This window comes from Streptomyces sp. MCA2, assembly GCF_023544705.1.
Lineage (GTDB): Bacteria > Actinomycetota > Actinomycetes > Streptomycetales > Streptomycetaceae > Streptomyces > Streptomyces decoyicus.
The window spans coordinates 127,239-153,579 of the sequence record NZ_JAMJFM010000003.1 but is presented as its reverse complement, the minus strand read 5'-3'; the positions used below and the strand labels follow the sequence as shown (position 1 = coordinate 153,579).

Annotated in this window: 21 protein-coding genes; 11 read left to right on the top strand and 10 right to left on the bottom strand. The window is 67.9% G+C overall.

Annotated features, from left to right (window positions below):
• Window positions 1–73 precede the first annotated feature (73 nt).
• The 3 genes from M8I34_RS03885 to ngcE form a co-directional block, all read right to left on the bottom strand.
• Window positions 74–1,039 carry a carbohydrate ABC transporter permease gene (locus M8I34_RS03885; protein ID WP_250047884.1) on the bottom strand — a complete coding sequence of 322 codons (966 nt, stop codon included), beginning with the start codon at window positions 1,037–1,039 and terminating at the stop codon, window positions 74–76.
• Window positions 1,039–1,962, bottom strand: coding sequence for a carbohydrate ABC transporter permease (locus tag M8I34_RS03880; protein WP_030992540.1), 924 nt, complete (start codon window positions 1,960–1,962; stop codon window positions 1,039–1,041). The genes M8I34_RS03885 and M8I34_RS03880 overlap by 1 nt, the downstream gene beginning before the upstream one ends.
• A gap of 88 nt (window positions 1,963–2,050) precedes the next feature.
• Window positions 2,051–3,490, bottom strand: a complete 1,440-nt coding sequence (gene ngcE, locus M8I34_RS03875) for an N-acetylglucosamine/diacetylchitobiose ABC transporter substrate-binding protein (protein ID WP_250047883.1) — start codon at window positions 3,488–3,490, stop codon at window positions 2,051–2,053.
• A gap of 433 nt (window positions 3,491–3,923) precedes the next feature.
• On the opposite strand from ngcE, the gene M8I34_RS03870 reads away from it, so the two are divergent.
• The gene (locus M8I34_RS03870; protein ID WP_250047882.1) at window positions 3,924–7,340 is read left to right on the top strand and encodes a GH92 family glycosyl hydrolase; all 3,417 of its coding nucleotides are present in this window, start codon (window positions 3,924–3,926) and stop codon (window positions 7,338–7,340) included.
• A gap of 256 nt (window positions 7,341–7,596) precedes the next feature.
• On the opposite strand, the gene acnA is transcribed toward M8I34_RS03870, so the two are convergent.
• Window positions 7,597–10,311 carry an aconitate hydratase AcnA gene (gene acnA, locus M8I34_RS03865; RefSeq protein WP_308371841.1) on the bottom strand — a complete coding sequence of 905 codons (2,715 nt, stop codon included), beginning with the start codon at window positions 10,309–10,311 and terminating at the stop codon, window positions 7,597–7,599.
• Between the two features lie 425 nt (window positions 10,312–10,736).
• Here acnA and M8I34_RS03860 point away from each other — a divergent pair, with 425 nt between their 5' ends.
• Both M8I34_RS03860 and M8I34_RS03855 read left to right on the top strand, forming a co-directional pair.
• Window positions 10,737–11,378 carry a dihydrofolate reductase family protein gene (locus M8I34_RS03860; RefSeq protein ID WP_250047880.1) on the top strand — a complete coding sequence of 214 codons (642 nt, stop codon included), beginning with the start codon at window positions 10,737–10,739 and terminating at the stop codon, window positions 11,376–11,378.
• Between the two features lie 202 nt (window positions 11,379–11,580).
• The gene (locus M8I34_RS03855; RefSeq protein WP_250047879.1) at window positions 11,581–12,465 is read left to right on the top strand and encodes a sigma-70 family RNA polymerase sigma factor; all 885 of its coding nucleotides are present in this window, start codon (window positions 11,581–11,583) and stop codon (window positions 12,463–12,465) included.
• Between the two features lie 143 nt (window positions 12,466–12,608).
• Here M8I34_RS03855 and M8I34_RS03850 read toward each other — a convergent pair whose 3' ends face one another.
• Together M8I34_RS03850 and M8I34_RS03845 are read right to left on the bottom strand one after the other, a co-directional pair.
• Window positions 12,609–12,968 carry a GntR family transcriptional regulator gene (locus tag M8I34_RS03850; protein WP_250047878.1) on the bottom strand — a complete coding sequence of 120 codons (360 nt, stop codon included), beginning with the start codon at window positions 12,966–12,968 and terminating at the stop codon, window positions 12,609–12,611.
• A 1-nt stretch (window position 12,969) separates the two neighbouring features.
• Window positions 12,970–13,959 (bottom strand): DUF1648 domain-containing protein, encoded by a 990-nt coding sequence (locus tag M8I34_RS03845; protein ID WP_250047877.1) that lies wholly within the window; start codon window positions 13,957–13,959, stop codon window positions 12,970–12,972.
• A gap of 88 nt (window positions 13,960–14,047) precedes the next feature.
• Between M8I34_RS03845 and M8I34_RS03840 the strand changes: the two genes are divergently transcribed.
• On the top strand, window positions 14,048–15,577 hold the full coding sequence (locus M8I34_RS03840) for a UDP-N-acetylglucosamine 1-carboxyvinyltransferase (protein ID WP_244418197.1): 1,530 nt from the start codon (window positions 14,048–14,050) through the stop codon (window positions 15,575–15,577).
• Window positions 15,578–15,701: 124 nt separating this feature from the next.
• Here the strand turns inward: M8I34_RS03840 and M8I34_RS03835 are convergent, their stop codons facing one another.
• The 3 genes from M8I34_RS03835 to M8I34_RS03825 all read right to left on the bottom strand — a co-directional run bounded on the left by M8I34_RS03835 (window position 15,702) and on the right by M8I34_RS03825 (window position 18,004).
• Window positions 15,702–16,874: a site-specific integrase gene (locus M8I34_RS03835; protein ID WP_250047876.1), complete on the bottom strand. Its 1,173-nt coding sequence runs from the start codon at window positions 16,872–16,874 to the stop codon at window positions 15,702–15,704.
• A gap of 126 nt (window positions 16,875–17,000) precedes the next feature.
• Window positions 17,001–17,303: an AlpA family transcriptional regulator gene (locus M8I34_RS03830; protein ID WP_250047875.1), complete on the bottom strand. Its 303-nt coding sequence runs from the start codon at window positions 17,301–17,303 to the stop codon at window positions 17,001–17,003.
• Between the two features lie 416 nt (window positions 17,304–17,719).
• Window positions 17,720–18,004 carry a helix-turn-helix domain-containing protein gene (locus M8I34_RS03825; RefSeq protein WP_250047874.1) on the bottom strand — a complete coding sequence of 95 codons (285 nt, stop codon included), beginning with the start codon at window positions 18,002–18,004 and terminating at the stop codon, window positions 17,720–17,722.
• A gap of 259 nt (window positions 18,005–18,263) precedes the next feature.
• On the opposite strand from M8I34_RS03825, the gene M8I34_RS03820 reads away from it, so the two are divergent.
• From M8I34_RS03820 to M8I34_RS03790, 7 genes are all read left to right on the top strand, one after another.
• A complete protein-coding gene (locus tag M8I34_RS03820; RefSeq protein WP_250047974.1) occupies window positions 18,264–19,157 on the top strand; it encodes a hypothetical protein in 894 nt (297 codons plus the stop codon).
• Window positions 19,154–19,852 (top strand): ATP-binding protein, encoded by a 699-nt coding sequence (locus tag M8I34_RS03815; protein WP_250047873.1) that lies wholly within the window; start codon window positions 19,154–19,156, stop codon window positions 19,850–19,852. Before M8I34_RS03820 ends, M8I34_RS03815 begins: the two co-directional genes overlap by 4 nt.
• A 703-nt stretch (window positions 19,853–20,555) precedes the next feature.
• Window positions 20,556–21,116 carry a MobC family plasmid mobilization relaxosome protein gene (locus tag M8I34_RS03810; protein ID WP_250047872.1) on the top strand — a complete coding sequence of 187 codons (561 nt, stop codon included), beginning with the start codon at window positions 20,556–20,558 and terminating at the stop codon, window positions 21,114–21,116.
• Complete coding sequence (locus M8I34_RS03805; RefSeq protein WP_250047871.1) at window positions 21,113–22,828, top strand: relaxase/mobilization nuclease domain-containing protein; 1,716 nt, start codon at window positions 21,113–21,115, stop codon at window positions 22,826–22,828. The genes M8I34_RS03810 and M8I34_RS03805 overlap by 4 nt, the downstream gene beginning before the upstream one ends.
• Before the next feature lie 273 nt (window positions 22,829–23,101).
• A complete protein-coding gene (locus M8I34_RS03800) occupies window positions 23,102–23,419 on the top strand; it encodes a WXG100 family type VII secretion target (RefSeq protein ID WP_250047870.1) in 318 nt (105 codons plus the stop codon).
• Window positions 23,419–24,609 carry a WXG100 family type VII secretion target gene (locus M8I34_RS03795; protein WP_250047869.1) on the top strand — a complete coding sequence of 397 codons (1,191 nt, stop codon included), beginning with the start codon at window positions 23,419–23,421 and terminating at the stop codon, window positions 24,607–24,609. Before M8I34_RS03800 ends, M8I34_RS03795 begins: the two co-directional genes overlap by 1 nt.
• Before the next feature lie 112 nt (window positions 24,610–24,721).
• On the top strand, window positions 24,722–25,633 hold the full coding sequence (locus M8I34_RS03790; RefSeq protein ID WP_250047868.1) for a hypothetical protein: 912 nt from the start codon (window positions 24,722–24,724) through the stop codon (window positions 25,631–25,633).
• A gap of 128 nt (window positions 25,634–25,761) precedes the next feature.
• Here the strand turns inward: M8I34_RS03790 and M8I34_RS03785 are convergent, their stop codons facing one another.
• Window positions 25,762–26,334 carry a GNAT family N-acetyltransferase gene (locus M8I34_RS03785; RefSeq protein WP_250047867.1) on the bottom strand — a complete coding sequence of 191 codons (573 nt, stop codon included), beginning with the start codon at window positions 26,332–26,334 and terminating at the stop codon, window positions 25,762–25,764.
• Between the last annotated feature and the right edge of the window lie 7 nt (window positions 26,335–26,341).

The window sequence follows — 26,341 nt, the reverse complement described above, 5'->3', positions numbered from 1 at the left end:
CCCGGCAGTACGGCGAGATGGCGCAAATCCCTCGTCGACCGCCGGTCGGCGTACGGGTTCCCTGACCGCTCCCCTACTTGAGTGCTCCGGCGGTCAGACCGGCCACCACCTGCCGCTGGAAGATGATGTACGCGGCGAGCACCGGCAGCATCGCGATCGTCAGCCCCGCGAACAGACCGGACCAGTCCCCCTTGTAGCCCTGGCTCACCGCCAGCGCCACCAGGCCCTGGGTCAGCATCTTCTTGTCCGGATCCCCGACATTGAGCACCGTCGGCAGCAGGTACTGATTCCACTGTCCGAGGAAGTTGAAGATCCCGACGCTGATCAGGCCGGGCTTGGCCATCGGCAGCATCACCTGGAAGAAGGTGCGGGTGTGCGAGGCGCCGTCGATGAGTGCCGCCTCGGCCACCGACGTGGGCAGCGTCTTGAAGAAACCGCTGAGGAAGAAGACCGTGAACGGCAGCGAGTAGGCGATATAGACCAGGATCAGACCGTGGTAGGTGTCCAGCAGCGCCATGTTCTTCATGACGAAGAACAGCGGGACCAGCGCCAGGATGACCGGGAAGCCCATCCCGCCCACGAACAGGAAGTAGAGGAAGCGGTTGCCCGGGAAGTCGAACCGGGCCAGCACATACGCCGCCATCGCGCCCAGCAGCATCGTGCCGATCAGTGAACCGCCCACGACGATCACCGAGTTGAGGAAGTACTGGCCCATGTTCGCCTTGTCCCAGGCGCGTGACCAGTTGTCGAAGTGCAGGACCGAGGGGAGCCCCCAGGGCGAGCCGAAGATCTCGGTGTCGTCCTTGAAGGAGCTCACCACCGCCCACAGCAGCGGCATGGTGACCAAGAGGCCCCAGATCACCAGGACTCCGTGCGAGAAGACGTTGAGGGTCTTGCCCTCGCTGCTTCCGCCGGCGGAGCGGGCGCCGCCCGCCCCGCCCGTCCCGCCGCGCGGGCCGGGCACCCGCGCGGCGGCCGGGGAGGGCTCCTGCTCCTTCGTCACACCCGGGAGGTCCGCGGGATCCGTCTGCGCACTCATCAGAACTCCAGTCGCTCGCGTCGTCCCAGCCGCATCACGATGGCCGAGAAGATGAGGGTCACGATCAGCAGGGAAACGCCGATGGCCGTCGCATATCCGGCCTGACCGTCGCGGAAGGTCTTCTGGTACACGTACAGCGGAAGGACCTCGGTCGAATAGTCCGGGCCGCCCGGACCGACACTCATGATCTGCACGAACGCGAAGGCCGAAACGTCCAGGGCGAGGATGCCCATATAGATCCAGCCGGTCTGGACGGTGTCCCACAACAGCGGCAGGGTGATCCGGAAGAACGTGTTGAAGCGGTTCGCGCCGTCCAGCAGCGCGGCCTCGTAGAAGTCCTTCGGAATGGAGCTCATGCCGGCGGAGAAGAGCACGACATAGAAGCCGACATTGGCCCACACCATCGCGGCCATGACGCACCACAGCGCGATCTGCGGATCGCCCAGCCAGTCCGGCTGCACATTGCCGAGCCCGATCGCCTGGAAGAAGGCGTTGAGCGCACCGCTCTCCGGGTTGTAGGCGAACTGGAACAGCAGCGCCACGATCGGGACCGACAGCACCTGCGGGAAGAAGTAGAGAATTTTGTAGGTGCCCGAGCCGCGCACACCGCCGATGACCGCCTTCTTCCGGCGACGGCCACCGACGTTGAGCATAAAGGCGAAGAAGAGCCCGAGCGAGAGCGTCACCACCGGCAGGAGCAGCAACAGCGTCACGCTGTTGCCCACGGCCGACCAGAAGACATCGTCCTTGAAGAGGCGCGCATAGTTGTCGAAGCCGACCATCTTCATGTCCGGACTCAGTCCGGTCCAGTCCGTGAAGGAGTAGTAAATGGCCTGCACGAACGGCGAGATCACGAAGATCGCGTAAATCGCCAGCGGGAGGACCAAGAACCCCGCGATGAAACGGTACTTACCGTGTTTCATGACTACCGATCCCGTTCTCTCCCTGCGTTGCCACCGCCGGTGACGCGCCCCCGGCCCGCGCCGGGAGGTGCCCCCACGAACGTGTCGGTCAGCGCTTGTACTTCTTGACGCTGGAGTCGTCGCGGGTGTCGTCCGCGTACTTCTGGATCTTCTTGATGGCCTCGTCGGGCGTCATCCGGCCGGCCATCATCTCGCCCAGCGCACCCACCCCGATCCGCTCCTTCTGGAGCGCCACATACCAGTCCTGCATCCGCGGATTGACGATGTTCTGGCCGGCCTTCTGTAGCACCGCCTGCGCCGATGCCAGGCCCGGCGGGAGCTTCAGCCCCTCGGTGCCGCCGTTGAGCGAGGTGAGCGAGGAGACCTGCTTGATGAAGTTCTGCGAGGACTTCTTGCTGAGCATGATGCGCAGCAGTTCCATACCGCCCTCGGCGTTCCGGGCCTTGCGCGGGACGATGTACGGCTCGCCGCCCGAGGCCCAGATGGTGCCGTACGGCATCTTGTCGGAGGCCGACAGGCTGGACGGGGCGCCGACCGCGAGATCGAAGTGCGGGTTCTTCGCGATCTGCTTGGCCGACTCGTTCTCCACCCAGGAGCCGTTGGGGATGAACAGCGCCTTGCCCTCGGCCCACGCCTTCTGCGACTGGAGGTGGTCCAGGCCGGGCGAGCCCTTGAGGACGTAGCCCTTCTTGTAGAGCTCGTAGTAGGCCTCGAAGGCCGCCTTGACCGCCGGGTCCTTCCAGGCGTTCGGCTCCAGATTGTCGATCTTCCGCAGGACCTCTTCACCACCGATCTTGGCGATGAACGGGTAGAGGCTGAAGGGGAAGTAGTACGGGTACTTGCCCGGATAGGTCCAGCCGGCCACGCCCTTCTTCTTGGCCTTGGCGCAGAGGGCGAGCATGTCGTCCCAGGTCTCCGGATATTCCGCGTCCAGCTTCGCCAGATTGCCCTTGGAGTACCAGACGCCATAGACCGTGTACGCGTAGTAGAGGATCCAGGTTTCCTTGCCGCCGAACTGGCCCATTTCGACGACACCGGGGCGCAGGGTGTCGCGCACCTTCTTGTCCGGGTCGTCGACGGAGGGGGCATCGAGGAGCGCCGTGAGGTCGGTCAGCTGGTCCTTGGACACCAGCGTGCCAAAATCCATCTGCTCCGCACCGGAGTTGTCGACGAGGTCCGGGGGGTTTCCGCCGTTGAAGCGCGGCTGGAGCGTCGACTGGATCTTCTGGGTCGAGGAGAGCTTGACCTTGCCGTCCGCCTTCGGGAAGGACTTGATGTACTCGCCCTGTGCGTCCTTGGCGTACTTGTCGCCGAATCCGCCGTCGAAGATGACCACATCGAGGCCGGCCGAGTCATTGACCGCAAGCGGATTCTTGGCCGACTTCTTGCCCTTTTCGACCTTGTTATCGCCGCTGTCGCCGCCGCCGGCACACGCCGACAGCACTCCCATCGACGGGACGGCGATGATCCCCAGGGCCGCGGCCCGTTTGACCAGATCACGACGGTTGAATTCAGAGGTGGATCCCATGCTCAAGTCCTCGCCTTCTTCAGGACTCAGGCGGTGTACCGAGCCACCCCGGCACCGCGGGTCAGATGAAGCTGAGTTGTACGGGATGTGCACCGGGCGCGCTAGAGAAATGCGGGGCAGTCATCCGTTCCCGCCTTCCCCCCGGATCCACGGCCGTGGTCGTACGGCCGGTCGGACGCGACAGGTATAGTCCACTTCCGGTCGCAGGGGCAAGATCGAATGCAGGGTTGGACGGCAGTCTTTCCCTAGTTGAGACCTCCCCGACATGCGCGGGGATTCGCCGGATGTCACCCTGCCGGGCCGCCCGGCGACACGGCGGCCCACGAATCTCAGCGGCACCCTTGACACCAAAGTCCCCACGCACCTTACTTATCTCTGTTTATCTTGGCGCCATGTAACTGACAACGATGTCAATCCCGTTGAGAGGGCTCGCGTGCGGCTCAGACACCGGCACCGTCCACTGCGGGGTATCACCCGCCCCGCCGCCCTCGTGGCGGCCGCTCTGCTCGTCATCACCGTGCAAGGCCCGGCGGGTGCGGCTCAGGCCGCACCGCCCCGAAAGCCCCTGGGGGCAACGGAGTTCCGCTCCTCCTTCGAATCCGGCGAACCACAGCCGGACTGGACCGACGCCGTCGACACCGGCCCCGACGGACGGCCCCGGACCTCCGGCGTCGGCCCGGAGACCACCCCCGCGGCGCCCGGCATGAGTACCGGGACCGACTCCGGCCCCGGCGACTCCCCCACCGCCAAGACACACGCCGGCTTCAGCGGCACCCATGCGCTGCGCTACGCCGGCACCCACACGGCGGACGGCCACGGCTACTCGTACAACAAGATCTTCGACGTCGATCTCCCCGTCACCGCGGCCACTTCGCTCTCGTACAAGCTCTTCCCCGAGATGGCGAAGAGCGATCCGGACTATCCGGCGACCCACACCTCGCTCGACCTGGCCTTCACCGACGGCACCTACCTCAGCGAGCTGTCCGCCGTGGACCAGCACGGTGCGCCGCTGACACCGCAGGGCCAGGCCGCCTCCAAGACGCTCTACGCCAACCAGTGGAACAACCGGGAGTCGCGGATCGGGGCGGTCGCCGCCGGCAAGACCGTCGACCGGATCCTGGTCGCCTACGACGCGCCCAGGGCTCCGCGGACCGCACCGGCCTTCCGCGGCTGGGTCGATGACATCACCCTCGGCCCCAAGGCCCCGGACAAGCCGCTCGCGCACCTCTCCGACTACGCCGTCACCACCCGCGGCACGCTCTCCAGCGGCAGCTTCTCGCGCGGCAACACCTTCCCGGCCACCGCCGTCCCCAACGGGTTCAACTTCTGGACCCCGGTGACCAACGCGGGCTCCGCCGACTGGCTCTACGAATACGCGCGGAAGAACAACGCCGACAACCTCCCCACCCTCCAGGCCTTCAGCGCCAGCCATGAGCCGAGCCCGTGGATGGGGGACCGGCAGACCTTCCAGGTCATGCCGTCCGCCGTGGCCGGCACCCCGGACGCCTCGCGCACCGGCCGCGCGCTGCCGTTCCACCACGCCAACGAGACCGCGAAGCCGCACTACTACGGCGTGACCTTCGACAACGGCCTCAAGACGGAGATCACCCCGACCGACCACGCCGCGCTGATGCGCTTCACGTTCCCCGGCGACCGGGCGAGCCTGATCTTCGACAACGTCAACAACAAGGGCGGGCTGAGCCTGGACACCGAGCGCGGGATCGTCACCGGCTTCTCGGACGTCAGGAGCGGGCTGTCGGTCGGCGCCACCCGGCTGTTCGTCTACGGCGTCTTCGACGCCCCGGTCACCGGCGGGGGCAGGCTCGAAGGCGGGGGTGGAAAGGACGTCACCGGCTATCTTCGCTTCAAGCCCGGGGCGGACCGCACCGTGACCATGCGGATCGCCACCTCCCTGATCAGCGTGGACCAGGCGAAGGCGAATCTGTCCCGGGAGATCCCGGCCGGCGCGACCTTCGCCGGCGTCAGGGACCGGGCGCAGTCGCAGTGGGACGACCTGCTGGGCCGGATCGAGGTCCAGGGCGCGAGCCGCGACCAGCTCACCACCCTCTACTCCAACCTCTACCGCCTGTACCTCTACCCCAACTCCGGTTTCGAGAAGGTCGGTTCCCGCAGCCGCTACGCCAGCCCCTTCTCCCCGCAGACGGGCCAGGACACCCCGACGCACACCGGCTCCAAGATCGTCGACGGTGAGGTGTACGTCAACAACGGCTTCTGGGACACCTACCGGACCACCTGGCCCGCCTACTCCCTGCTCACCCCGAAACGGGCCGGGAAAATGGTCGACGGATTCGTCCAGCAGTACAAGGACGGCGGCTGGATCTCCCGCTGGTCCTCGCCCGGCTACGCGGATCTGATGACCGGGACGAGTTCCGATGTGGCGTTCGCCGACGCCTACGCCAAGGGGGTGGAATTCGACGCCGAGGCGGCCTATGCCGCGGCCGTCAAGAACGCCACCGTCGCCCCGCCGGACCCCGGCGTCGGCCGCAAGGGAATGAACACCTCCCCCTTCCTCGGGTATACGAGCACCGACACCCGCGAAGGCATGTCCTGGGCGCTGGAGGGCTATCTCAACGACTTCGGCATCGCCCGCATGGGCAAGGCGCTCTACGAGAAGACCAAAAAGCCCCGCTACAAGGAAGAATCCGCTTATTTCCTGGGTCGTGCCCAGAACTACGTCAAGCTCTTCGACGACAAGGTCGGCTTCTTCCAGGGCAAGGACGCCCGCGGCAACTGGCGGCTGCCGCCGGGCGGCTTCGACCCCCGGGTCTGGGGCAACGACTACACCGAGACCAACGCCTGGACCTTCGCCTTCACCGCACCGCAGGACACCCGGGGCCTGGCCAACCTCTACGGCGGCCGCTCCGGCCTGGCCAAGAAGCTGGATGCGTACTTCTCCACCCCGGAGACCGCGTCCAAGGAATTCGCCGGCTCGTACGGCGATGTGATCCATGAAATGACCGAGGCCCGTGACACCCGTATGGGCATGTACGGGCACAGCAATCAGCCCTCGCACCACATCGGCTACCTGTACGACGCGGCCGGCCAACCCTGGAAGACCCAGGAAAAGGTCCGCGAGGCGATGTCCCGGCTCTACCTCGGCAGCGAGATCGGCCAGGGATATCCGGGCGACGAGGACAACGGCGAGATGTCCGCGTGGTACGTCTTCAGCTCGCTCGGCTTCTATCCGCTGGTGATGGGACAGGGCGAATACGCGGTGGGCTCCCCGCTGTTCACCAAGGCCACGATCCACCTGGAAAACGGCCGCGATCTCACCATCAGGGCGCCGCGCAACAACGCTCGCAACGTCTACGTCCAAGGTCTCCGGGTGAACGGCAAACCCTGGAATTCCACTGCCCTGCCGCACCGGCTCCTCGCCCACGGCGGCACCCTGGACTTCACCATGGGCGACCGGCCCTCCGCCTGGGGCACCGGAGCGCACGCCGCCCCGACCTCGCTCACCCAGGACGACAAGGTGCCCTCCCCGCCCGGGGACGTGACCGGACCCGGCGGCGGCCCGCTCTTCGACAACACCTCCGACAGTGCGGCCGAACTGACCGGCGCCCCGGTGGACCTCCCCCGGCCCGCCCGGGTCACGTCGTACACCCTCACCTCGGCGGACCGTGCCTCGGCACCGGCCGGCTGGAAGCTGGAGGGCTCCCGGGACGGTGAGCGGTGGACGCGGCTGGACCACCGCGAGGGCGAGTCCTTCACCTGGAACCGCCAGACCCGTGTCTTCGCGATCGACCGGCCGGGCAGCTACCCGCACTACCGGCTCGTGCCCGACGGCAAGGGCACACTCGCCGAGATCGAGCTACTCGGGGCGCCATAGCCCCAGTTGACTGGCGAAGTTCCTGTCCGGAGCGGTCAGGGGCCGCGTCCGGCGCGGTCTGCAACACCCCGTTCCTCTACCGGGGCACCGGCAAGGAGCCCGCGCCCTTGGCCAAGCCCGTCAGGGCTCGCGGGAACTTCGGCAGCTACCGCCTGATCTTCTGAGCACCGGGCGCGGACACGCGGACGGGCCGCACTCCCTCGACCGAGGGGGTGCGGCCCGTCCCGTACCGCCGGCCGTCAGCCGGCGGCCCTGCTCACTTACGGATCAGCGAGCGCAGCACGTACTGCATGATGCCGCCGTTGCGGTAGTAGTCCGCCTCGCCGGGGGTGTCGATGCGGACGACCGCGTCGAACTCGACACCGCTGTCGGTGGTCACCTTGACGGTGCGCGGCGTGGTGCCGTCGTTCAGCTCGGTCACGCCGGAGAAGGAGAAGGTCTCCTCACCGGTCAGGCCGAGCGACTCGGCGGACGTGCCCTCCGGGAACTGGAGCGGCAGGACGCCCATGCCGATGAGGTTCGAGCGGTGGATGCGCTCGTAGGACTCGGCGATGACGGCCTTGACGCCGAGCAGCGCGGTGCCCTTGGCCGCCCAGTCGCGGGACGAGCCGGAGCCGTACTCCTTGCCGGCCAGGATGACCAGCGGGGTGCCGGCCGCCTGGTAGTTCTGCGAGGCGTCGTAGATGAACGAGACCGGCGCGCCGTCCTGGGTGAAGTCGCGGGTGTAGCCGCCCTCGGTGCCCGGCGCGATCTGGTTGCGCAGGCGGATGTTGGCGAAGGTGCCGCGGATCATGACCTCGTGGTTACCACGGCGCGAGCCGTAGGAGTTGAAGTCACGACGCTCGACGCCGTGCTCGGTGAGGTACTGACCGGCCGGGGTGTCGGCCTTGATCGCACCCGCCGGGGAGATGTGGTCGGTGGTGACCGAGTCGCCCAGCTTCGCCAGCACCCGGGCGCCCGAGATGTCCGAGACCGGGGTGGTCTCCATCGTCATGCCCTCGAAGTACGGGGGCTTGCGCACGTAGGTGGACTGCGGGTCCCACTCGAAGGTGTTGCCGGTCGGGATCGACAGCGCCTGCCACTGGGCGTCGCCCGCGAAGACGTCCTGGTAGGACTTGTTGAACATGTCCTCGCCGATGGCGTTCGCCACGACGTCGTTGACCTCGGCCTCGGTCGGCCAGATGTCCTTCAGGAAGACCGGGTTGCCCTCAGTGTCGGTGCCCAGCGCGTCCTTGGTGATGTTCACCTTCATGGAACCCGCGAGGGCGTACGCGACGACCAGCGGCGGGGACGCCAGGTAGTTCATCTTGACGTCGGGGTTGATCCGGCCCTCGAAGTTGCGGTTGCCGGAGAGCACCGAGGTGACGGCCAGGTCGTGCTCGTTGACGGCCTTGGAGACCTCCTCCGGCAGCGGGCCGGAGTTGCCGATGCAGGTGGTGCAGCCGTAGCCGACGAGGTTGAAGCCGACCTTGTCGAGGTACGGGGTCAGGCCCGCCTTGTCGAAGTAGTCGGTGACGACCTTGGAGCCCGGGGCGAGCGTGGTCTTGACCCACGGCTTGCGGGTCAGGCCCTTCTCCACGGCCTTCTTCGCGACCAGCGCGGCGGCGACCATGACGTACGGGTTCGAGGTGTTGGTGCAGGAGGTGATGGCCGCGACCGTCACCGCACCGTGGTCGATCTCGTAGGTCGAGCCGTCGGGGGCGGTAACCGTGGTGGGACGGGTCGGCACACCGTTGCTGGAGGCCGGGGCGTCGGAGGCCGGGAAGGACTCCTTGCCCGCCTCGTCGTCGTCCTCGACGTAGTTGCACACGTCCTGGGCGAACTTCTCGGCGGCGTTGGCGAGGACGATGCGGTCCTGCGGACGCTTCGGGCCGGCGATCGACGGGACGACCGTCGCCAGGTCCAGCTCCAGCTTCTCGGAGAAGTCGGGCTCGGCGGCCGGGTCGAGCCAGAGGCCCTGCTCCTTGGCGTACGCCTCGACGAGCGCGACCTGCTGCTCGTCGCGGCCGGTCAGGCGCAGGTACTTCAGGGTCTCGTCGTCGATCGGGAAGATCGCGGCGGTGGAGCCGAACTCCGGCGACATGTTGCCGATGGTGGCGCGGTTGGCCAGCGAGGTGGCGGCGACGCCCTCGCCGTAGAACTCGACGAACTTGCCGACGACACCGTGCTTGCGCAGCATCTCGGTGATGGTCAGCACGAGGTCGGTGGCGGTGGTGCCCGGCTTGAGCTCACCGGTCAGCTTGAAGCCGACGACGCGCGGGATGAGCATGGAGACCGGCTGGCCGAGCATCGCGGCCTCGGCCTCGATGCCGCCGACGCCCCAGCCCAGCACACCGAGGCCGTTGACCATGGTGGTGTGCGAGTCGGTGCCGACGAGGGTGTCGGGGTAGGCCTGGCCGTTTCGCACCATGACCGTACGGGCCAGGTGCTCGATGTTCACCTGGTGGACGATGCCGGTGCCGGGCGGGACGACCTTGAACTCGTCGAACGCGGTCTGGCCCCAGCGCAGGAACTGGTAGCGCTCCTTGTTGCGGCCGTACTCCAGCTCCACGTTCTGGCCGAAGGCGTCCTTCGTGCCGAACTTGTCGGCGATGACGGAGTGGTCGATGACCAGCTCGGCCGGCGCCAGCGGGTTGATCTTCGCCGGGTCGCCGCCCAGCTCCTTCACGGCCTCACGCATCGTGGCGAGGTCCACGACACAGGGCACGCCGGTGAAGTCCTGCATGATCACGCGGGCCGGCGTGAACTGGATCTCCTGGCTGGGCTGGGCCTGCGAGTCCCAGCCACCGAGCGCCCGGATGTGGTCGGCGGTGATGTTCGCGCCGTCCTCGGTGCGGAGCAGGTTCTCCAGCAGCACCTTCAGGCTGTAGGGAAGACGCGCGGCGCCTTCGACCTTGTCCAGCCGGAAGATCTCGTACGACTCGTCGCCCACGCGCAGCGTGCTGCGGGCGTCGAAGCTGTTCGCCGACACGACAGTCTCCTTCATGCATGAAATTCGCGCGTACCACCGCAATGCTGCCGTCACAGCTTCTTGCCCCATCCGCTAAGGTATGCCTAAGTTAGGCAAGCCTTACTGGCGCGGCAGCGGTACGCCTCTCGGCAGATATCTCGATGTCGAGATAACTCTAGTACATCGTTGCGACCTGGTCATGCCCCGACCTGTCCCGTCTCACCGATGGTGACCGGCCCCACTGGCCCTTGCCCGGTTCCGCTGCTGGTCAGCATCGTCTGCCGGTGCGATCGGCGGCCTTCGCTCGGAAGCGGTCAAGGCCGCGTGGCGGGACACTGGTCACGGAATGTCCCCGGCCCCGGCCGTCCGCGCGTCGGGCGATGAGTTTCCGCCCGCCCGGGAGTCCATCCGGGTGCAGACAGCTTCCGCACCCGAAAGGCAGCACCATGAGCAAACTGATCGTCACCGCGTTCGTCACCCTGGACGGCGTCATGCAGGCCCCCGGCGGTCCGGGCGAGGACGTCGACGCAGGCTTCGAACACGGCGGCTGGCAGGTCCCCTACGTCGACGACGACTTCATGGACCTCATGACGGGAGTCTTCGAGCGGACCGCCGACCATCTCCTGCTCGGCCGGAAGACCTACGACATCTTCGCCGCCCACTGGCCCCGCGTCACCGACGAGAACGATCCGATCGCCGTGAAGCTCAATGCCATGCCCAAGTACGTCGCCTCGCGCACCCGGACCAGCCTGGAGTGGCACAACTCCCATCTGCTGAAGGGCGAGGCCGCGGAGGCCGTCGCACAGCTCAAGGAGCAGCTCGACGGCGTGATCATGACGCAGGGCAGCGGCGACCTCATCCGCACCCTTCAGCGGCACGACCTCGTCGACGAGTACCGGCTGCTCGTCAATCCCGTGATCATCGGTACCGGCAAGCGGCTCTTCGCCGAGGGCGCCGCCCCTGCCGCCTGGAAGCTCACGGAATCCCGCACCACCAGCGTGGGCGTGCAGTACTGCGCCTACGAACGGGCGGGGAAGCCCGAGTACGGGTCCTTCATGCTGGACGAGCAGGAGGACGAGCAGGAGTAGGCAGGAGTACGAACGCGCGACGTCGACGTGCCCTGCTGATGACGGCAGCGGGCGCGTGATCACGGCAGCGGGCGCGCCGGCAGGACATCGGCGGCCGAGACCGTGGGCGGGCCCCGCACCCCCCTCGGCTCCCCCTCGTCACATCCGGCTCATGGCATCCGTCATTGCTGTGACGGACCTCGACGGGGGAGGAATGAGACCCATGAACGACCACGAGTGGCTGGCGGAGCGGTTCGAGGAGAACCGGAGCCATCTGCGGGCCGTGGCCTACCGCATGCTCGGCTCGGTGAGCGAGGCCGACGACGCCGTCCAGGAGGCATGGCTGCGGCTGAGCCGCTCCGGGGTGAACGGTGTGGAGAACCTGGGCGGCTGGCTGACGACCATCGTCGGGCGGGTGTGCCTGGACCAGCTGCGGAGGCGCAAGGCGCGGCGGGAGGATCCGCTCGACTTCCATGTCCCCGAGCCGGTCGTGGGCCGCCTGGACACCGTCGACCCGGAGCAGGAGGCGCTGCTGGCCGACTCGGTCGGGCTCGCGCTGCTCGTCGTGCTGGAGACCCTCGCTCCCGTCGAGCGGCTGGCCTTCGTGCTGCACGACATGTTCGCGATGCCGTTCGACGAGATCGCGCCCCTCGTCGACCGCACCCCGGCCGCCGCCCGGCAGCTCGCCAGCCGCGCCCGGCGCCGCGTCCAGGGCGCCGCCCCGGCCCCCGATACCGATCTCGCCCGTCAGCGGGAAGTGGTCGACGCCTTCCTCGCCGCCTCGCGCGGTGGCGACTTCGAGGGGCTGCTCGCGGTCCTCGACCCGGACGTCGTGCTGCGTGCCGACGCCGGCGACGCGCCCGAAGGCGTATCGAAGCTGGTCCGCGGGGCGCGCGCGGTGGTCGAGGAGGCGCTCACCTTCTCCCGGTTCGCCGCTTTCGCCCGGCCGGCGCTGGTCAACGGCGCGCCGGGACTCGTCACGGCGCGGGGCGGGCGGCCGTTCTCCGTCATGGGCTTCACCCTCGCGCACGGGAAGATCGTCGAGATCAACATCCTCGCCGACCTCGCACGGCTGAGCCGGCTGGATCTGACGATCCTCGACGACTGACCACGCGCCTCAGGGCAAGGGCGGCCGGGTCCGGTACGGGAGGGGCGCGTGCTCACGCGGCACATGGGGGTGAGGGCACCTGTCCGACGCCCCCGGCCCGCCCCCCTCCCCGCCTCACCGCCCCGGGTGGGCACCCCTCTGCCTCATCGCCCCGTCAGTCCCGTACGCACCACCGTCACGATCTCCTCGTCGGAGAGGCCCAGGTTGCGGGCGTCGGCGATCAGTCGCTGGGCGGTCTCGCCGAGACGGGCGCGGGCGGGGGACGCGGCGCCGGTGACCACCGCACCGCGGCCGCGCCGGAGTTCGATCAGCCCCTCCTCCTTGAGGCGCTGATAGCCGCGCAGCACGGTGTGGACGTTCACGCCGAGCGAGGCGGCGAGCGCCCGGGCGGCCGGCAGCCGCTCCCCGGAGTCCACCGTGCCGTCGGCGATGGCGCCGCGGACCGAGGCCGCGATCTGGTCGCCGAGCGGGACGGACGAGCCCGGGTCCACCCGGAAGAGCACCTCAGCCTCCTTGCCGCGCCCGTGCGCGGTCCGTGTACGTATTGAGCAGCGCGACGGCGGTCGCGGCATCATCGACCGTCACCACGAACTCCTTGCCATTGGTCAGCCGGAGCACGATGCCCTCACCCGAGCGCAGTACGAGGCCGCTGCCGCCGGCCCGGATGCGGTAGCCCCAGCCGCCGAACTCGGCGAAGCAGGCGACCCGGCGGCTGCCGGCCTCCGCGATGCGGTCGAGAGGGACCCGCCGGAAGCGGCAACGATAGGGCAGGAAGGCGGGCGACAGGCTCAGCCCGTGCCGGTCCACGGTGACCCGTACGGAGGCCAGGGGCAGAACCGCGGCACCCCCGAGCAGCAGTCCGGCGCTGCTGAGCCAGCCGGCGAGGATGCCCACGAGGAGCCCGGCGCCGAGCACCACCACACCCAGCACGACCAGCGGGGGCGAGCTGATGGTGCGTGACCAGCCGGCCGTCGCGCCCGCCGGGAGGTCGAGCCGGGGTGTCGCGCCGCGTGCCCGCCGGGGCGGCGGGGGTGCCGCACCGGCGAGCAGCCGTCCCAGCGCACCGGCGAGCAGCGTCACACCGAGGGACACCGCGGTCTGCCACTGCGGTTGCCGGACGGCCGAGGCGTCGGTGACATCGACGTTGGCGAGCAGCATCAGGCACATGACGTAACCGAGCCCGGCGGCGGTGGCGTAGGACGTGGCGATCAGCCACGGCACCTCGGGGGTGTGCACCCGCAGCTGCACCAACAGGCCGGACCCGACGCCGAGGACGAGGAGCACGGCGAGGCATCCGGCCAGATAGCCGTGCGCCGAGGAGAAGCCGTCGGCACGGCCGCCGTCGAAGTGCGTGGCAAGCGGATCGGGGAGCCGGCCGGCCAACCCCGCATAGAGGGCGCCGAGCGCCATGATCACGACAACGAACGGCAGGATGGCGATCCGGACCCGCAGAGGGCCGGTCGAGGGCCGGGTGGAACGCAACGCACTCTTCATGACCACCTCTCATTTGTTCGCATAGTAGTAGAACAATTCGGCATGTCGCAATGCCGCATCCATCTCATATCTGAGATACGGTCACTCCATGGCAGACGACTACCTCGTACGCATCGGCAGGCTCATCCGTGACGCCCGGCAGCATCGTGGCTGGACACAGACGCAGCTCGCCGAGGCTCTCGGCACCAGCCAGAGTGCGGTCAACCGCATCGAACGCGGGAATCAGAACATCAGCCTTGAGATGATCGCCCGTATCGGCGAAGCACTCGACAGTGAAATCGTCTCGCTCGGTTACGCCGGTCCCATGCATCTGCGGGTGGTCGGCGGCCGCCGGCTGTCCGGCAGCATCGACGTGAAGACGAGCAAGAACGCCTGTGTGGCGCTGCTGTGCGCCACGCTCCTCAACGCGGGCCGCACAACTCTGCGCCGGGTGGCCCGTATTGAGGAGGTCTACCGCATCCTCGAAGTGCTGGGCAGTATCGGCGTGCGGACCCGGTGGATCAACGACGGCAACGACCTGGAGATCGTCCCGCCCGCGGAGCTCGACCTCGACTCGATGGACACCGAGGCGGCCCGCCGCACCCGCAGCGTCATCATGTTCCTCGGTCCGCTGCTGCACCGGATGGACCACTTCAAGCTGCCGTACGCGGGCGGTTGCGATCTCGGCACCCGGACCGTGACCCCGCACATGACGGCGCTGCGCCACTTCGGCCTGGAGATCACCGCCACCGACGGCACCTACATCGCCGAGGTGGACCGCAGCGTCGCCCCCAAGCGCGCGATCGTGCTGACCGAACGCGGCGACACCGTCACGGAGAACGCACTGCTGGCCGCCGCCCGGCACGACGGCGTCACCGTCATCCGCAACGCCTCGTCCAACTACATGGTCCAGGACCTCTGCTTCTTCCTGGAGGAGCTGGGCGTCCGGGTCGACGGCATCGGCACCACCACGCTCACCGTCCACGGCGCCGCGCACATCGAACGCGATGTGGACTTCGCACCGTCCGAGGACCCGGTCGAGGCAATGAGCCTGCTGGCGGCGGCAGTTGTCACCGAGTCCGAGCTGACGATCCGCCGGGTCCCGGTCGAGTTCCTGGAGATCGAACTGGCCGTCCTGGAGGAGATGGGCCTGGACCACGAGCGCAGCGCGGAGTACGCGGCCGACAACGGCCGTACCCGGCTGATCGATCTGACCGTCCGCCCCTCCAAGCTCCAGGCGCCACTGGACAAGATCCACCCGATGCCCTTCCCGGGCCTCAACATCGACAACGTCCCCTTCTTCGCGGCCATCGCGGCCAGCGCCCAGGGGCAGACCCTCATCCACGACTGGGTCTACGACAACCGCGCCATCTACCTCACGGACCTCAACCGCCTCGGCGCCCAGGTCAAGCTGCTCGACCCGCACCGCGTCCTGGTCGACGGCCCGACCCGCTGGCGCTCCTCGGAAATGATGTGCCCCCCGGCCCTGCGCCCGGCCGTCGTCGTCCTCCTGGCCATGATGGCCGCCGAGGGCACCTCCGTCCTGCGCAACGTCTATGTCATCAACCGGGGTTACGAGGACCTGGCGGAGCGCCTCAACTCGCTCGGGGCGCAGATCGAGATCTTCCGGGACATTTGATGAGCGAATGCCGCCGCACCCTTTCTGACCTGCGTGAATACGGGCCAGGAGGGGGTGCGGCGGCATGTCTGGGACTTCTCTGGGACTTTGCGCCAGGACCGAGCGTCTGCCGGTCGGCTTGCGGCTACGCGAAGACCGCGTCGATGGCGGCGGCACCGCGTGCACCGGCGCGGGGCAGGAAGTGCGCGTACTTCCGGAGCGTGAAGCCGGGGTCAGAGTGGCCGAGCCACCTGGCCAGGGAGACGACCGACTCGCCGGCCTCCAACTGCTCGGAGGCGTAAAAGTGACGCAGAGCATGATAGCCGTGCTCCCGGGAGGGCTCCCAGGCTCGGGATCCGTCCGGTGCGCTCTCCTCCAGCGCGGCGATCACGCCGGCCTCGGCCAGAGCGGGCTTCCACACGTAGGAGTTGAAGTAGTTCCGATTGATCGCCTTGTGCTCGCGGCCCGTTACCAGGAGGTTGTACGTCCTGGGCCGACGGTGCTTGGCTTCTACCGGGGTCTGCGGCGGGCGCGGATCGTCCCACGGCATGGTGACCGGCACGGGTGCGAGGAACTCCACATGCTGCCACAGTGCCTTGGCCACGCTTGAGGGCAGTGGTACGTCGCGTACCTTGCGCCCCTTGGGAAGCGCGAAGCAGAGCTTCGTCCGCACCATCTTGACCTGGCGCCGGACATGGACGATCTCCGCGTCGAAGTCGATGTCCTCCATCGACAGGCCGAACGCCTCTCCCTGTCGCAGGCCGAGTCCAGCACCAATCTCGACGAGCACGCGGTAGCGGTCCGGGATAGCTGCGCGTACGGCCAGCACGCGCGCGGGCAGCCATGCCTCGACCCGGCCCGGTGCAGCCGCCGGAGGGCGAACTGTGCTCGCACGGCACGGGTTGCGTGCGAGGCGTCGATCTTCGACGGCAGCCTGGAGAACACCAGACAGTGTGGCCCAGACGAGACGGATGGAGGTGGGGCCCAGGTCCTTCTCGAGTCGCTTCTTCCAACTCCGCAGCGCTTCCGTACCGACGCTGTTGAGCGGCAGGGCACCGAGGTGCGGGACGATGTGCCGGCGGACCCGTTGCTCAATGCGTTCGAGGGTGGACGGGTCGCCACCCTGGGTGGGCCACCAGTGGGTCGCGATGTAGTCCTTGAGGGAGATGGCTCCATCGCGTGGATCGACGAACTCGCCCCGACGTGCGTCGGTCTGAGCCTGGGCGAGCCAGGTCTTGGCGTCCTGGAGTACATCGAAGGAACGGTCCTTGACGCCGGGGATGCCCTTGACGCGGTAGCGGGTGCACTTGCCGTACATGGTCGTGCGTTCACGCTTGCCGGTCGTAGGGTTGGGGCGCTTCTTGAGCCACCGGTCTTCTATGTAGCCGGTCAGGTGGAACTCCTTGATGTAGAGGATGGAGCGCGTTCTACGGCGCTTGGAGCGTCAAGCGCTGGTGAGGCGGGTGGACGGTTCCTGACGAGGAGCGTTCAGCGGGTTGAGAGCCGCGTTTGAGCGCGAGTCGGCCTGCTCCTGCTCGCGGACCCAGGCATCGAGGGCTTCGAGTCGATACATGACGCGGCCTCGTGGACCCATGCGGAAGCTCGGAGGTCCCTGTCGACGGTGGCGCCAGACGTAGAGGGTGTGGGGTGAGAGGCCGAGGTACTCGGCGGCGTCCTTCACGGTCAGGAAGGCCGTATGTACGGCGTCCAGGGAAGCTGTGGGGGCACGCAAAGATCGGGCAGGCATAGGAGGTTCTCTGTGAGGTACGGGAGGGGGCAGACCTTGAAGGGCCGTTCGTCATGCGCGGCACTCGCAATCGGGGGCCATTTCTCCAGATGATTGCGGAGGATACGCAGAATGGCGTGCGGAGTTTCACCCAGCGGGGCACCATGCCCTTTTAGCGCCAGTCATAGAAAGTCGACCGGGAGACCTGAAGCTTGGCGCAGAGTTCGCCCACGGTCATTTTGTCGCGCGCGCAGCTGGAGCTATTCATCAGCGCCCCGCCTCCTCGTTGTCGAGGGGGTTTCGGGCAGGGCTTATGAGGGTCGGGGCAAAGGGTTTCCTCGCACAGAAAGAGCGGATTATTGAAAGACGGCACGCCGAGGTGCCGGGATATTCAATGATGCGGAGCATCGCCGGTTTGGCCAACCGGCGATCGTCGGCTATGTTTCCGCCCGCTCCGCATGGCCCCGGTCTCTCGAAGATCTGGCGAGGAGGGTGTACGGGGAGGCTCCGAGCGCGGTGGCGATGGCGACGAAGTCGTCGATGTCGCAGCGCCGGACCGTGCGTTCGATGCGGGAGAGCGCGGTGGCGGTCATGGGCCGGCCGAGGGCGGTTACACGGGCGGCGAGCTGACGCTGGGAGTAGCCGCGGGCGGTACGGGCGCGCACGATGGCTTGGGCGGCGGCCTTTCCTGCGGGGCCGATTTCAAGGGAACGCGGTGGCATGGATGTGTTGTAGCTTGCGTTCCCTGGCGACGGGAACCCTTTTCCGTCTGCTGTGAGCGATGCGCCGACCGTCGGAGATTTCGAAGGGCCGATTTCGGCAACCGGGGATCCGGGTCTACTGTTTCCGACCGGCCCGGAAGTAGTACAGAGTTTGAGAACCAACTCTGGACTTTTGCGCCCCTGGTGTGGCTGTCTTGTCCATGCCCCCGGCACCGCCGAATTCCCTGCCCCCGATTTGCGACGAAGGTGGTCGATCGACATCGCCCGTATCCGCACCATCAAGCCCGAGGCGTTCCACTCGGAGTCCCTCGCGGCGGTCTCCCTGTCCGCCGAGCGGACGTTCTTCGGCTTGCTCACCCAGGCAGACGACCACGGCCGGTTCCGCGACCAGCCCGCCGTCATCGCCGGCCTGCTGTGGTCCCTGCGCCCCGGACACGGCCCGATGGGTGTCGAGGACGACCTCGCCCAGCTCGACGCCGCCGAGCTGATCTGCCGTTACCAAGGCGGCAACGGCAAGCGGTACCTGCACGTCGTCACCTTCGCCCAGCACCAGAAGGTCAACCGCCCCAGCGGGGTACGCCACCCTGCCTGCCCCCACCACGATCAGGGTGTTCCGCGTGAGCCCTCACCGCCGACGCACGCACCCCTCACTGAGCCCTCCGCACCGGCTCCCGGAGGAGTCACGCAGGACGCGGTGAGCGACGAATCCGCAGGTCAGGACCGATTCAGTGAGCCCTCATCGCCGACGCAGGGAGACCTCACGGAGCCCTCGACGAGTGCTCACGGTCCGGATCTAGGACCTAGGAACAAGGATCTAGGATCTACTCCGTTGGGGGGCGCGAACGCCCCCGCACCCCAGACCGTCTCGGCGAAGGACCTCATAGGCGAGTACGCCGCCGCCTGCAGCCACCGACCGCCTGCGGGCGTGCTCGGACACCTCAGCAGCGAAGTCAAAAAGCTCCTCGCCGAGGGCATAGACCCGGCACACATACGTGCGGGTCTTGACCGTCACCGCGCCAAGGGTCTGCACCCCAGCACCTTGCCCAGCCTCGTCCACGAGGCCATGAACGCCGCCCCGACCGCATCCGGCACCGCCCACCGGTCGTGGACGAATCCGACCGACGTCGCCGCCGCCTACGGGGGTGACCTGTGACCACCACCCTCACCCACGCCCCGGACCGCATCGGCCCGCTCGCCGAGCGGCTCGGCGCCATCCTCACCGCACGCGGCATCGACCCCGAGGCAGCAAGCACGCAGGAGCCGTCGAGCGAGCCGGTCACGGCCCTGGAGCTGGCCGATGCCCGCATCCCCGCCCGATACCGCCACGCCCTGGGCGACCACCGGCAGGTCACCGCCTGGACCAAGGCAATCGCCGCCGCCGGGCGCCCCGGCCCCAGCGGCGCACCGGGCATCGCCGAAGGCCCGTCCCTGCTGATCGTCGGCCCCACCGGTACCGGCAAGACCCACCAGGCATACGGCGCCGTCCGCACCCTGCTCTCCGCAGGAGTCCGGCTGCGCTGGGAGGCTGTCACCGCCGCCGACCTGTACGCCCGCCTGCGCCCCCGCTCCGGCCACGACGCCGAACGCGACCTGCAGACCCTGGCGCGCTGCCCGCTGCTGCTCCTGGACGACCTCGGCGCGGCCAAGAACAGCGAGTGGACCGAGGAGCTCACCTACCGGCTCATCAACCACCGATACGAGCACATGCGCCCCACCCTCATCACCACCAACCTCCCCACCGACGCCCTCCGCACCGCCCTCGGCGACCGCATCGCCTCCCGCCTCGCCGAGATGACCGAACGCGTCATCCTCACCGGTCCCGACCGCAGGCGCCGGTCCCAAAACTGACGGTCCCGGGGACCAGTCCCCACCCCACAAGGGACCGGAAGCCCCAGACGGTTCGGGACCGTGCACCACCGACTCAGGGGACCGAGCGGGGACTGACCAGGGGACCGGTCCCGCGCGCGGTCCCCGCCGAAGACGGTCCCCCTGACACTCCGTCGGGGACCGGTCCCGCCAAGAACCGGGGACCGGTCCCGGTCGAAAGTTGGGACCGGTCCCCAGACGCTTCGGGGACCGGTCCCCATCGGACACAGCAGATTCGGGGACCGGTCCCAGCAAAGACGCAGGTCACCGCTCACGCGGCCCCGGAGCCCGGTCCCCGAAACCAGGAGCCGGAGACACGCACCGGGGACGGGGACCGTCGCGGCACCGCCGCTTCGCGTCCTCGCGGGACGCGGAAACCAACCGCCAGAAGCGCTGGTCCCCAAACGCAATGAGTTGTGGGGACCGGTCCCCGTCCCCACCGCCGCCCAACTCAGAAGGCGACCGCGCCCTTCCCCAATCCGGACGAGCGCGCCGGCGCACAACCACCGTGCACTCATAGCCCGAATCCCCACTCGCCGCACCGCCCCAGAGAGTCCTCATGCACCAGTCGCACCCCGAAGGCCCCACCGACCCCAGCGCGGAAACCACCACCCCGGCCTCAGATGGAGCCAGTAGTACCCCGAGTCCGACTCAAGGCCGGCCTTCGGGGATCTCCGCCCCGGGGGTGGCGGAGACGGCCCAGCGCCAGGGGACGCCGGGCCAGGAGGGCGGGGCCGAGGCCGACCCCGCCCTGGACACGCTCTACGCAGTCCAGCGCGAGATCCTTCGTCCCGCCCGTGCCGCCGCGGCTGCCACCGGCGAGCCCTTCGTGAAGAACGCCCAGCCCACGATCCGTCGCTTCGGCGGCAACAAGCGCACCGTTCGCGTCGGCCCGCTGCGGTTCACCGACGACGAGCACGCCCCTCTTCAAGAGGCTGCCGCAGAGCACGGCTACAAGGGCGAGTCCGGCTTCGCCGCCGATGTCGTCCTGGCCTTCATCGCCGGCCGGTTCACTGCCAACCTGCCCCTGTCCGAGGATCGCCGCCGCACGCACATGTTCCGTGCCCAGGTCCTGCGCCAGCTCAACCGCATCGGCGTCAACATCAACCAGATCGCCCGCGCCCTCAACAGCGACCTCACCCCACCCGACATCCGCGAGCGCCTCGACGAACTCCACCACCTGCTGGAACTGATCGCCGAGGCCCTGCGCCAGCCTGCCGACCCGCGGGAGGACCTTGCCGCATGATCGCCGCCATCAAGGCGCCCGGCGCCAACACCCGTGGCTTGCTTGCCTACCTCTACGGCCGGGGATCCCATGACGAACACTTCGACCCGCACATCGTGGCCGGCTTCGCGATGCTCGGCATGCCCGATCCCGGCCGCGATGAGATGGCCACCCTCAGCGAACTCGCCCGCCACCTCGACGAGCCCGTCCGCCTGCGCAACAGCGAGTTCGGCAAGCCTGTCACCGACCACGTCTGGCACTGCCCCGTCCGTGCCGCACCCGAAGACCGCTATCTCTCTGATGCCGAATGGGGCGAGATCGCCCAGCGCATCGTCGCCGCGGCCGGCATCGCCCCTGCCGGTGACGACCTGGCCTGCCGTTGGATCGCCGTACGTCACGCCGACGACCACATCCACATCCTCGCCACCACCGTCCGCGAAGACGGCCGACGCCCCAAACTCCATGACAGCGGCATCCGCGTCGGGGACGCATGCCGCGAGATCGAGAAGGACTACGGTCTGCGCCGTCTGAAGAAGGGCGACCGCACCGGCACCCGGCGCCCCAGCCAGGCCGAGATGCACAAGGCCCAGCGCATCGGCTGGGAGCAGACCAGCAAGGAGTGGCTCCAGGACCGCATCCGCGCCGCGATCCCCCACGCGAAGAGTGCCGAGGAACTCCTCGCTTACCTCGAAGCGGAGGGCATCCGAGTCAAGGCCAAGCGGGGACCGTCCGGCGACCTCCTCGGCTACGCCGTCGGCCGCCCCGGCGATCTCAACAAGGACGATGAACAGATCTTCCACCCCGGCGGAAAGATCGCTCCTGACCTCTCCCTTCCCAAGATCAAGGCCCGCCTCGAATCCAGCCAGCCGGAAGAGCACCCCACCGCCCGCCGCACCCAGCCCAGCACCCCCTGGCACCGCGCAACTGACGCCCTCGACGTTCTCCACACCGACTTTGCCGACGACGCACGAGCCCAGGCACACATCACCGCACTCGGTGAACTGATCGAAGCCACCGCCCAGACAGCACCCACCGACCTGCGCGCTGAACTCCAAGCCGCCTCGAAGGCGTTCGCACGCGCCCAGCGCTCCCAGATCCGGGCAGAAGACCGAGCCGCCCACACTCTGCGCAACGCGGCCCGCGACATCGCCCACACCGCCACCGGCCCCGACGGCAGCGCCCTCGCCGCCCTGGTCGCAGCGCTCGTCTGGGCCGCAATCGTCGCGGGACGCTGGCACGAGGCCAAGGGCCACGCCCACCAGGCCGACGCCGCCCGCCAAGCCCTCCAGCACCTTCAGAGCGCCGCCGACCACGCCCTCACCCCGGATCTCACAGACCTCGCGCAACGCCAGCCGAAGGAGGAGACCCGCCGCACCCTGGCCAGCGACGTGCGAGCCGCCATCCCCGAGCACGCCGAGCGGATCCTCACCGACACCGGCTGGCCAGCCCTCGCCACCGTCCTCGCCGACGCCGAAGCCCGAGGCCACAAACCCCACCAACTCCTCAAGGAAGCAGCCGCCCAACGCGAACTGGCCACTGCTCGCCAACCCGCCCGCGTCCTGATCACCCGCATCCAGCACACCGGACGCAACCCCATCCCCCACCGCCGCGCCGCAGCAGCCCGCCTCCGCTCCACTACCGCGGCTCCGCACCCGCCCCTCGGGCCTGACTTCGCCCAGCCAGCGGTGGCAACTACGGCACCAGCCGAGCAGCAGGCTCGCCCGCGCCGCTAGCTGCCCAACACGCCGCTGCACGACCGCAGCTCCACTGCGGTCGTGTAACGGAAGGCTGGTCGGCGCTCGGTGAGTCGCCCCCTGCAGGAATCCGGCTGGTAGGGGGCGCAGCCTTGCCCTCGGCCCACTAGCCGGGCGGTGCTGCACCGTGGCTGAAATGCGCTCCCACCAGGGCGATTGTCAGTGCTGTATGCGAGGGTCGCTATCTGTGAGCCGAAGCATGTCAGCGGCTCGCGACGGGTTATGAGTACTCGGCCAAGGGGGAGGCAAAGCATGGCTGGCGACGGCTTTGACATAGACACCGACCAACTCAAGTCCGCCGCTCCTACGTTCCACCGCGAGTCTGTTGCCCTGGAACGGGCGACGGCCAAGCTTCGTCACACGCTCGGCGGGCTGGGGGAGCCGTGGGGCGGTGACGAGCAGGGCAAGAAGTTCGAGCACGCCTACGCCCCGCACCAGGCGCAGATCGCGAAGGCAGCCGCAGCCCTGGTCAAGGGCCTGTCCAGCATCACCAAGGCCATGAACGACATGGCCGCCAACCACGAAGACGCTGACCACTCAGCCAAGTCCGGCTTTGAGGGCGGTAAGTGATGGGCGCTGCCGACAAGGCCAAGGAGATCGTCCAGGACCTCACCGGCATGTGGTGGCCGGAGGGCGATGAGGACGAACTTCGGGAGGCCGCCCGCGCTTGGCGTACGTACGCGGACGATGTCGAGGACTGCACGGCCGCCTGTCATAAGAAGGCCCAGGACGTCATCGACAACAACAAGGGCAAGTCGATCGATGCGTTCGGGGAGTTCTGGCGCAAGTACCACGGCGGTGGCAAGGGCTACCTCGACGATGTGGCCAGCGCCGCCCGCGACATGGCCAAGGCCCTGGACAAGTACGCCGACCAGGTCGCCGAGGCCAAGAAGAAGATCGAGCACGAGCTGGAGATCGCCGGTGCGGTCCTGGTCGTCGGTACGGCCCTGGCCGTCTTCACTGGCGGTATCACCGAGGTCGCGGCAGTCGGCGCCACCGAGGCGATCGTCGCCGCAGCGAGTACTGCGGGCATCGCCGTTTCTGCCACCGTCACCGAGATCGCCGGAACGGTCCTGGCCACCGCCGCCATCGGCGGCATCGAAGCCATCACCGTCGACGTGGTCGTCGCCCAGGGCGGCCGCAACCTTCTGGGGGACCAGAAGGGCATCAACCTGGATGAGATCAAGGAGGCCGGAGCCACTGGGGTCTTGCTGGGGGGCGCCCTGGGCGGTGCGGGCCGCGCAGCGAAGGCTGTAGGCGACGCCGGCGGCTTCAAAAACGCCTTCGGCAAGATGAGGCTGGATGTGGGTGGCCCACGCCTTGCGATGGCCGGCGAGGGGCCGGTCGGTCCTGTTGGCCCGACCGGGCGCCCCTTGATGCGCAACGCAGAGGGGAGCGGCGGCGGAGCCTCCGGGACCCCCAAGGCCAGTGGCTGGGAAGCCTCAAGCGATCTAAAGGGCCCTGGGGCCGGGAAAACACTCAAGCGGCCAAACGACCGGCATACCATTGGTGGCGCAGGTCGAGCAGGGAAGAACATCAAGGAGAGAACACAATCATTCTCCCGGGATATTCTCAGGAGGTCGAGAAGGATATTGCTGGCATCGCAGAAGGGAAGGCTACCTGGCTTCCGGACGGTGAGCGCTATGAAATCAATGGTCGCACGTACGGCGTCCACGAGAACGGGACCGTATACCCTGCCAAGGGCCCAGGGTTTGTGGAAATGGACCGGAACGAGTACGCGGCGCTATCGCAGATCGTAAAGGCTAAGGGGGATCTCTCGGCGGCTCCGCAACTGACACGGAACCCTCGCTTCGTAAACAATCCAGAAGTCGTCGAAAAGGCTCTGGCCATTTACAACGGGACTTACACACCATGACGTACAATCTTTTCCTCGTCGATAGCTGTGACCCGGGTGTCATGGCTGAAGCTCTCGCGGCGGTCTTCCGGGTTCCGGTGAGAGAAGTGGACGTTGCCGACGCTGACGGCGACCAAGACGACCGCAACTGGGAGGCCCTGGTCTCGTGTGAATACTCGCACGTCCCGGGAAATGTGTCGCTGTCCCTGGACATTTACGCTCAGGACTCGGTGGGGCAGCAGCCTCCAGAATCCGAATTCTCCGCAGCATTTGCGGGCCGGCTTGGCACGCCCGTCTTGTACCCTCCTCAGGAGAGCGCCATGAGCGCCCACTGGTTGGTTACCCCAGAAGGGCTGACGACGCGGGCCCGGCTGAGCGAGTCGGACGATGACGAGCTAACGTTCACAGTTACAGCCGTTGAGGCATTCGTGGATCGCTTGCCAGATGTTCCTGTGATGCACCTTCCGGAAGTGGTGCGCGAGCAGAAGATTGCAACACCTCTGGCCGATTCTTTTGCGGAATCCCTCCAGTTGTTGAAGGGAGACGGCAACGAGGCGGATGGTTCGACCATCACCGCTGACGTTGCCGAGGTGGCGCGGATTGCCAAGTCATACCTGGGGGCGTGGGAAAAGCTATCTCGACGCGCAGAGAGCAGCTGGGAGCCATCTGGTTGGTACCCCGTGGAGTTCTACCAGGAAGTGCTCGGATACCGCGATGACATCGAGGGGCATCTGCGCCGACTCCCGGGGAACGTGGCCACGCTGTACAAGCGCTACCTCGACAAGGTCGACAGCCTCTATCAGGAGCTGACAGTCGACGACGAAGAACACGTTGTCGTTGATGGCTGGGATGAGCCGACTGATGGTTCGGCGCAGAAGGCATGGTGGTGGTACCGCCGCCCCGAGCCCATGCCCTGGTCCAGGGGATGAAGCCGAGCGCTTCCGCGGATCCGACCAGGTAGGGGTAGGACCGAACGCAGTGCTGATGCATCGGCCATGACCGCATGCCTCGGTCATGGCTGGTGGGCGTTCTGTGCTTGGTCGCTGTGTGGCGGGAGTCAGCAGTTGGCCGCCGCGAATCCATCTGACTCCCGCCATTCGTGATCGAGGACTGAGTACGTGATCGAGTCCCTCCACGCTCCTCGTACGAACACGTGCTCCCGAATGCGGCCTTCCTCCGTCATGCCGGCGCGGAGCAGGGTCTTGGCAGAGGCGGCGTTCAGCGGTGCGCGAGCGGCCCAGATGCGGTGCAGGCCAAGGTGGTTGAAGCCGAGGGCGCACATCAGGTGAACGGTTTCGGTGCCCAGACCCGCGCCCCATGTATGGGGGCGCAGGGCAAAGCCGATAGTGGCGGCCTTCTGGGCGTGCGGGTCGAGCGCCAGGCGGGCGAAGCCCACCAGATCCCTTTGCTCCTGGCGGATCACGCCGAGGGCGTATTCGGTGCGGGGCTGCTCCCCGGAAGAGGCGATGGAGCGGGCGACGATCTCCCCGACCTGTTCACGAGTTCGGGGTTCAAAGCTTAGGTGGCGGGTGGCCTCGGCGTCGCCGTAGATGGCGTGTACGGCGTCCACGTCGTCGCTGGTGAGTTCGCGCAACTGGAGCCGGGGGCCTGCGATGTCGACCGGGTGCATGGTTGGG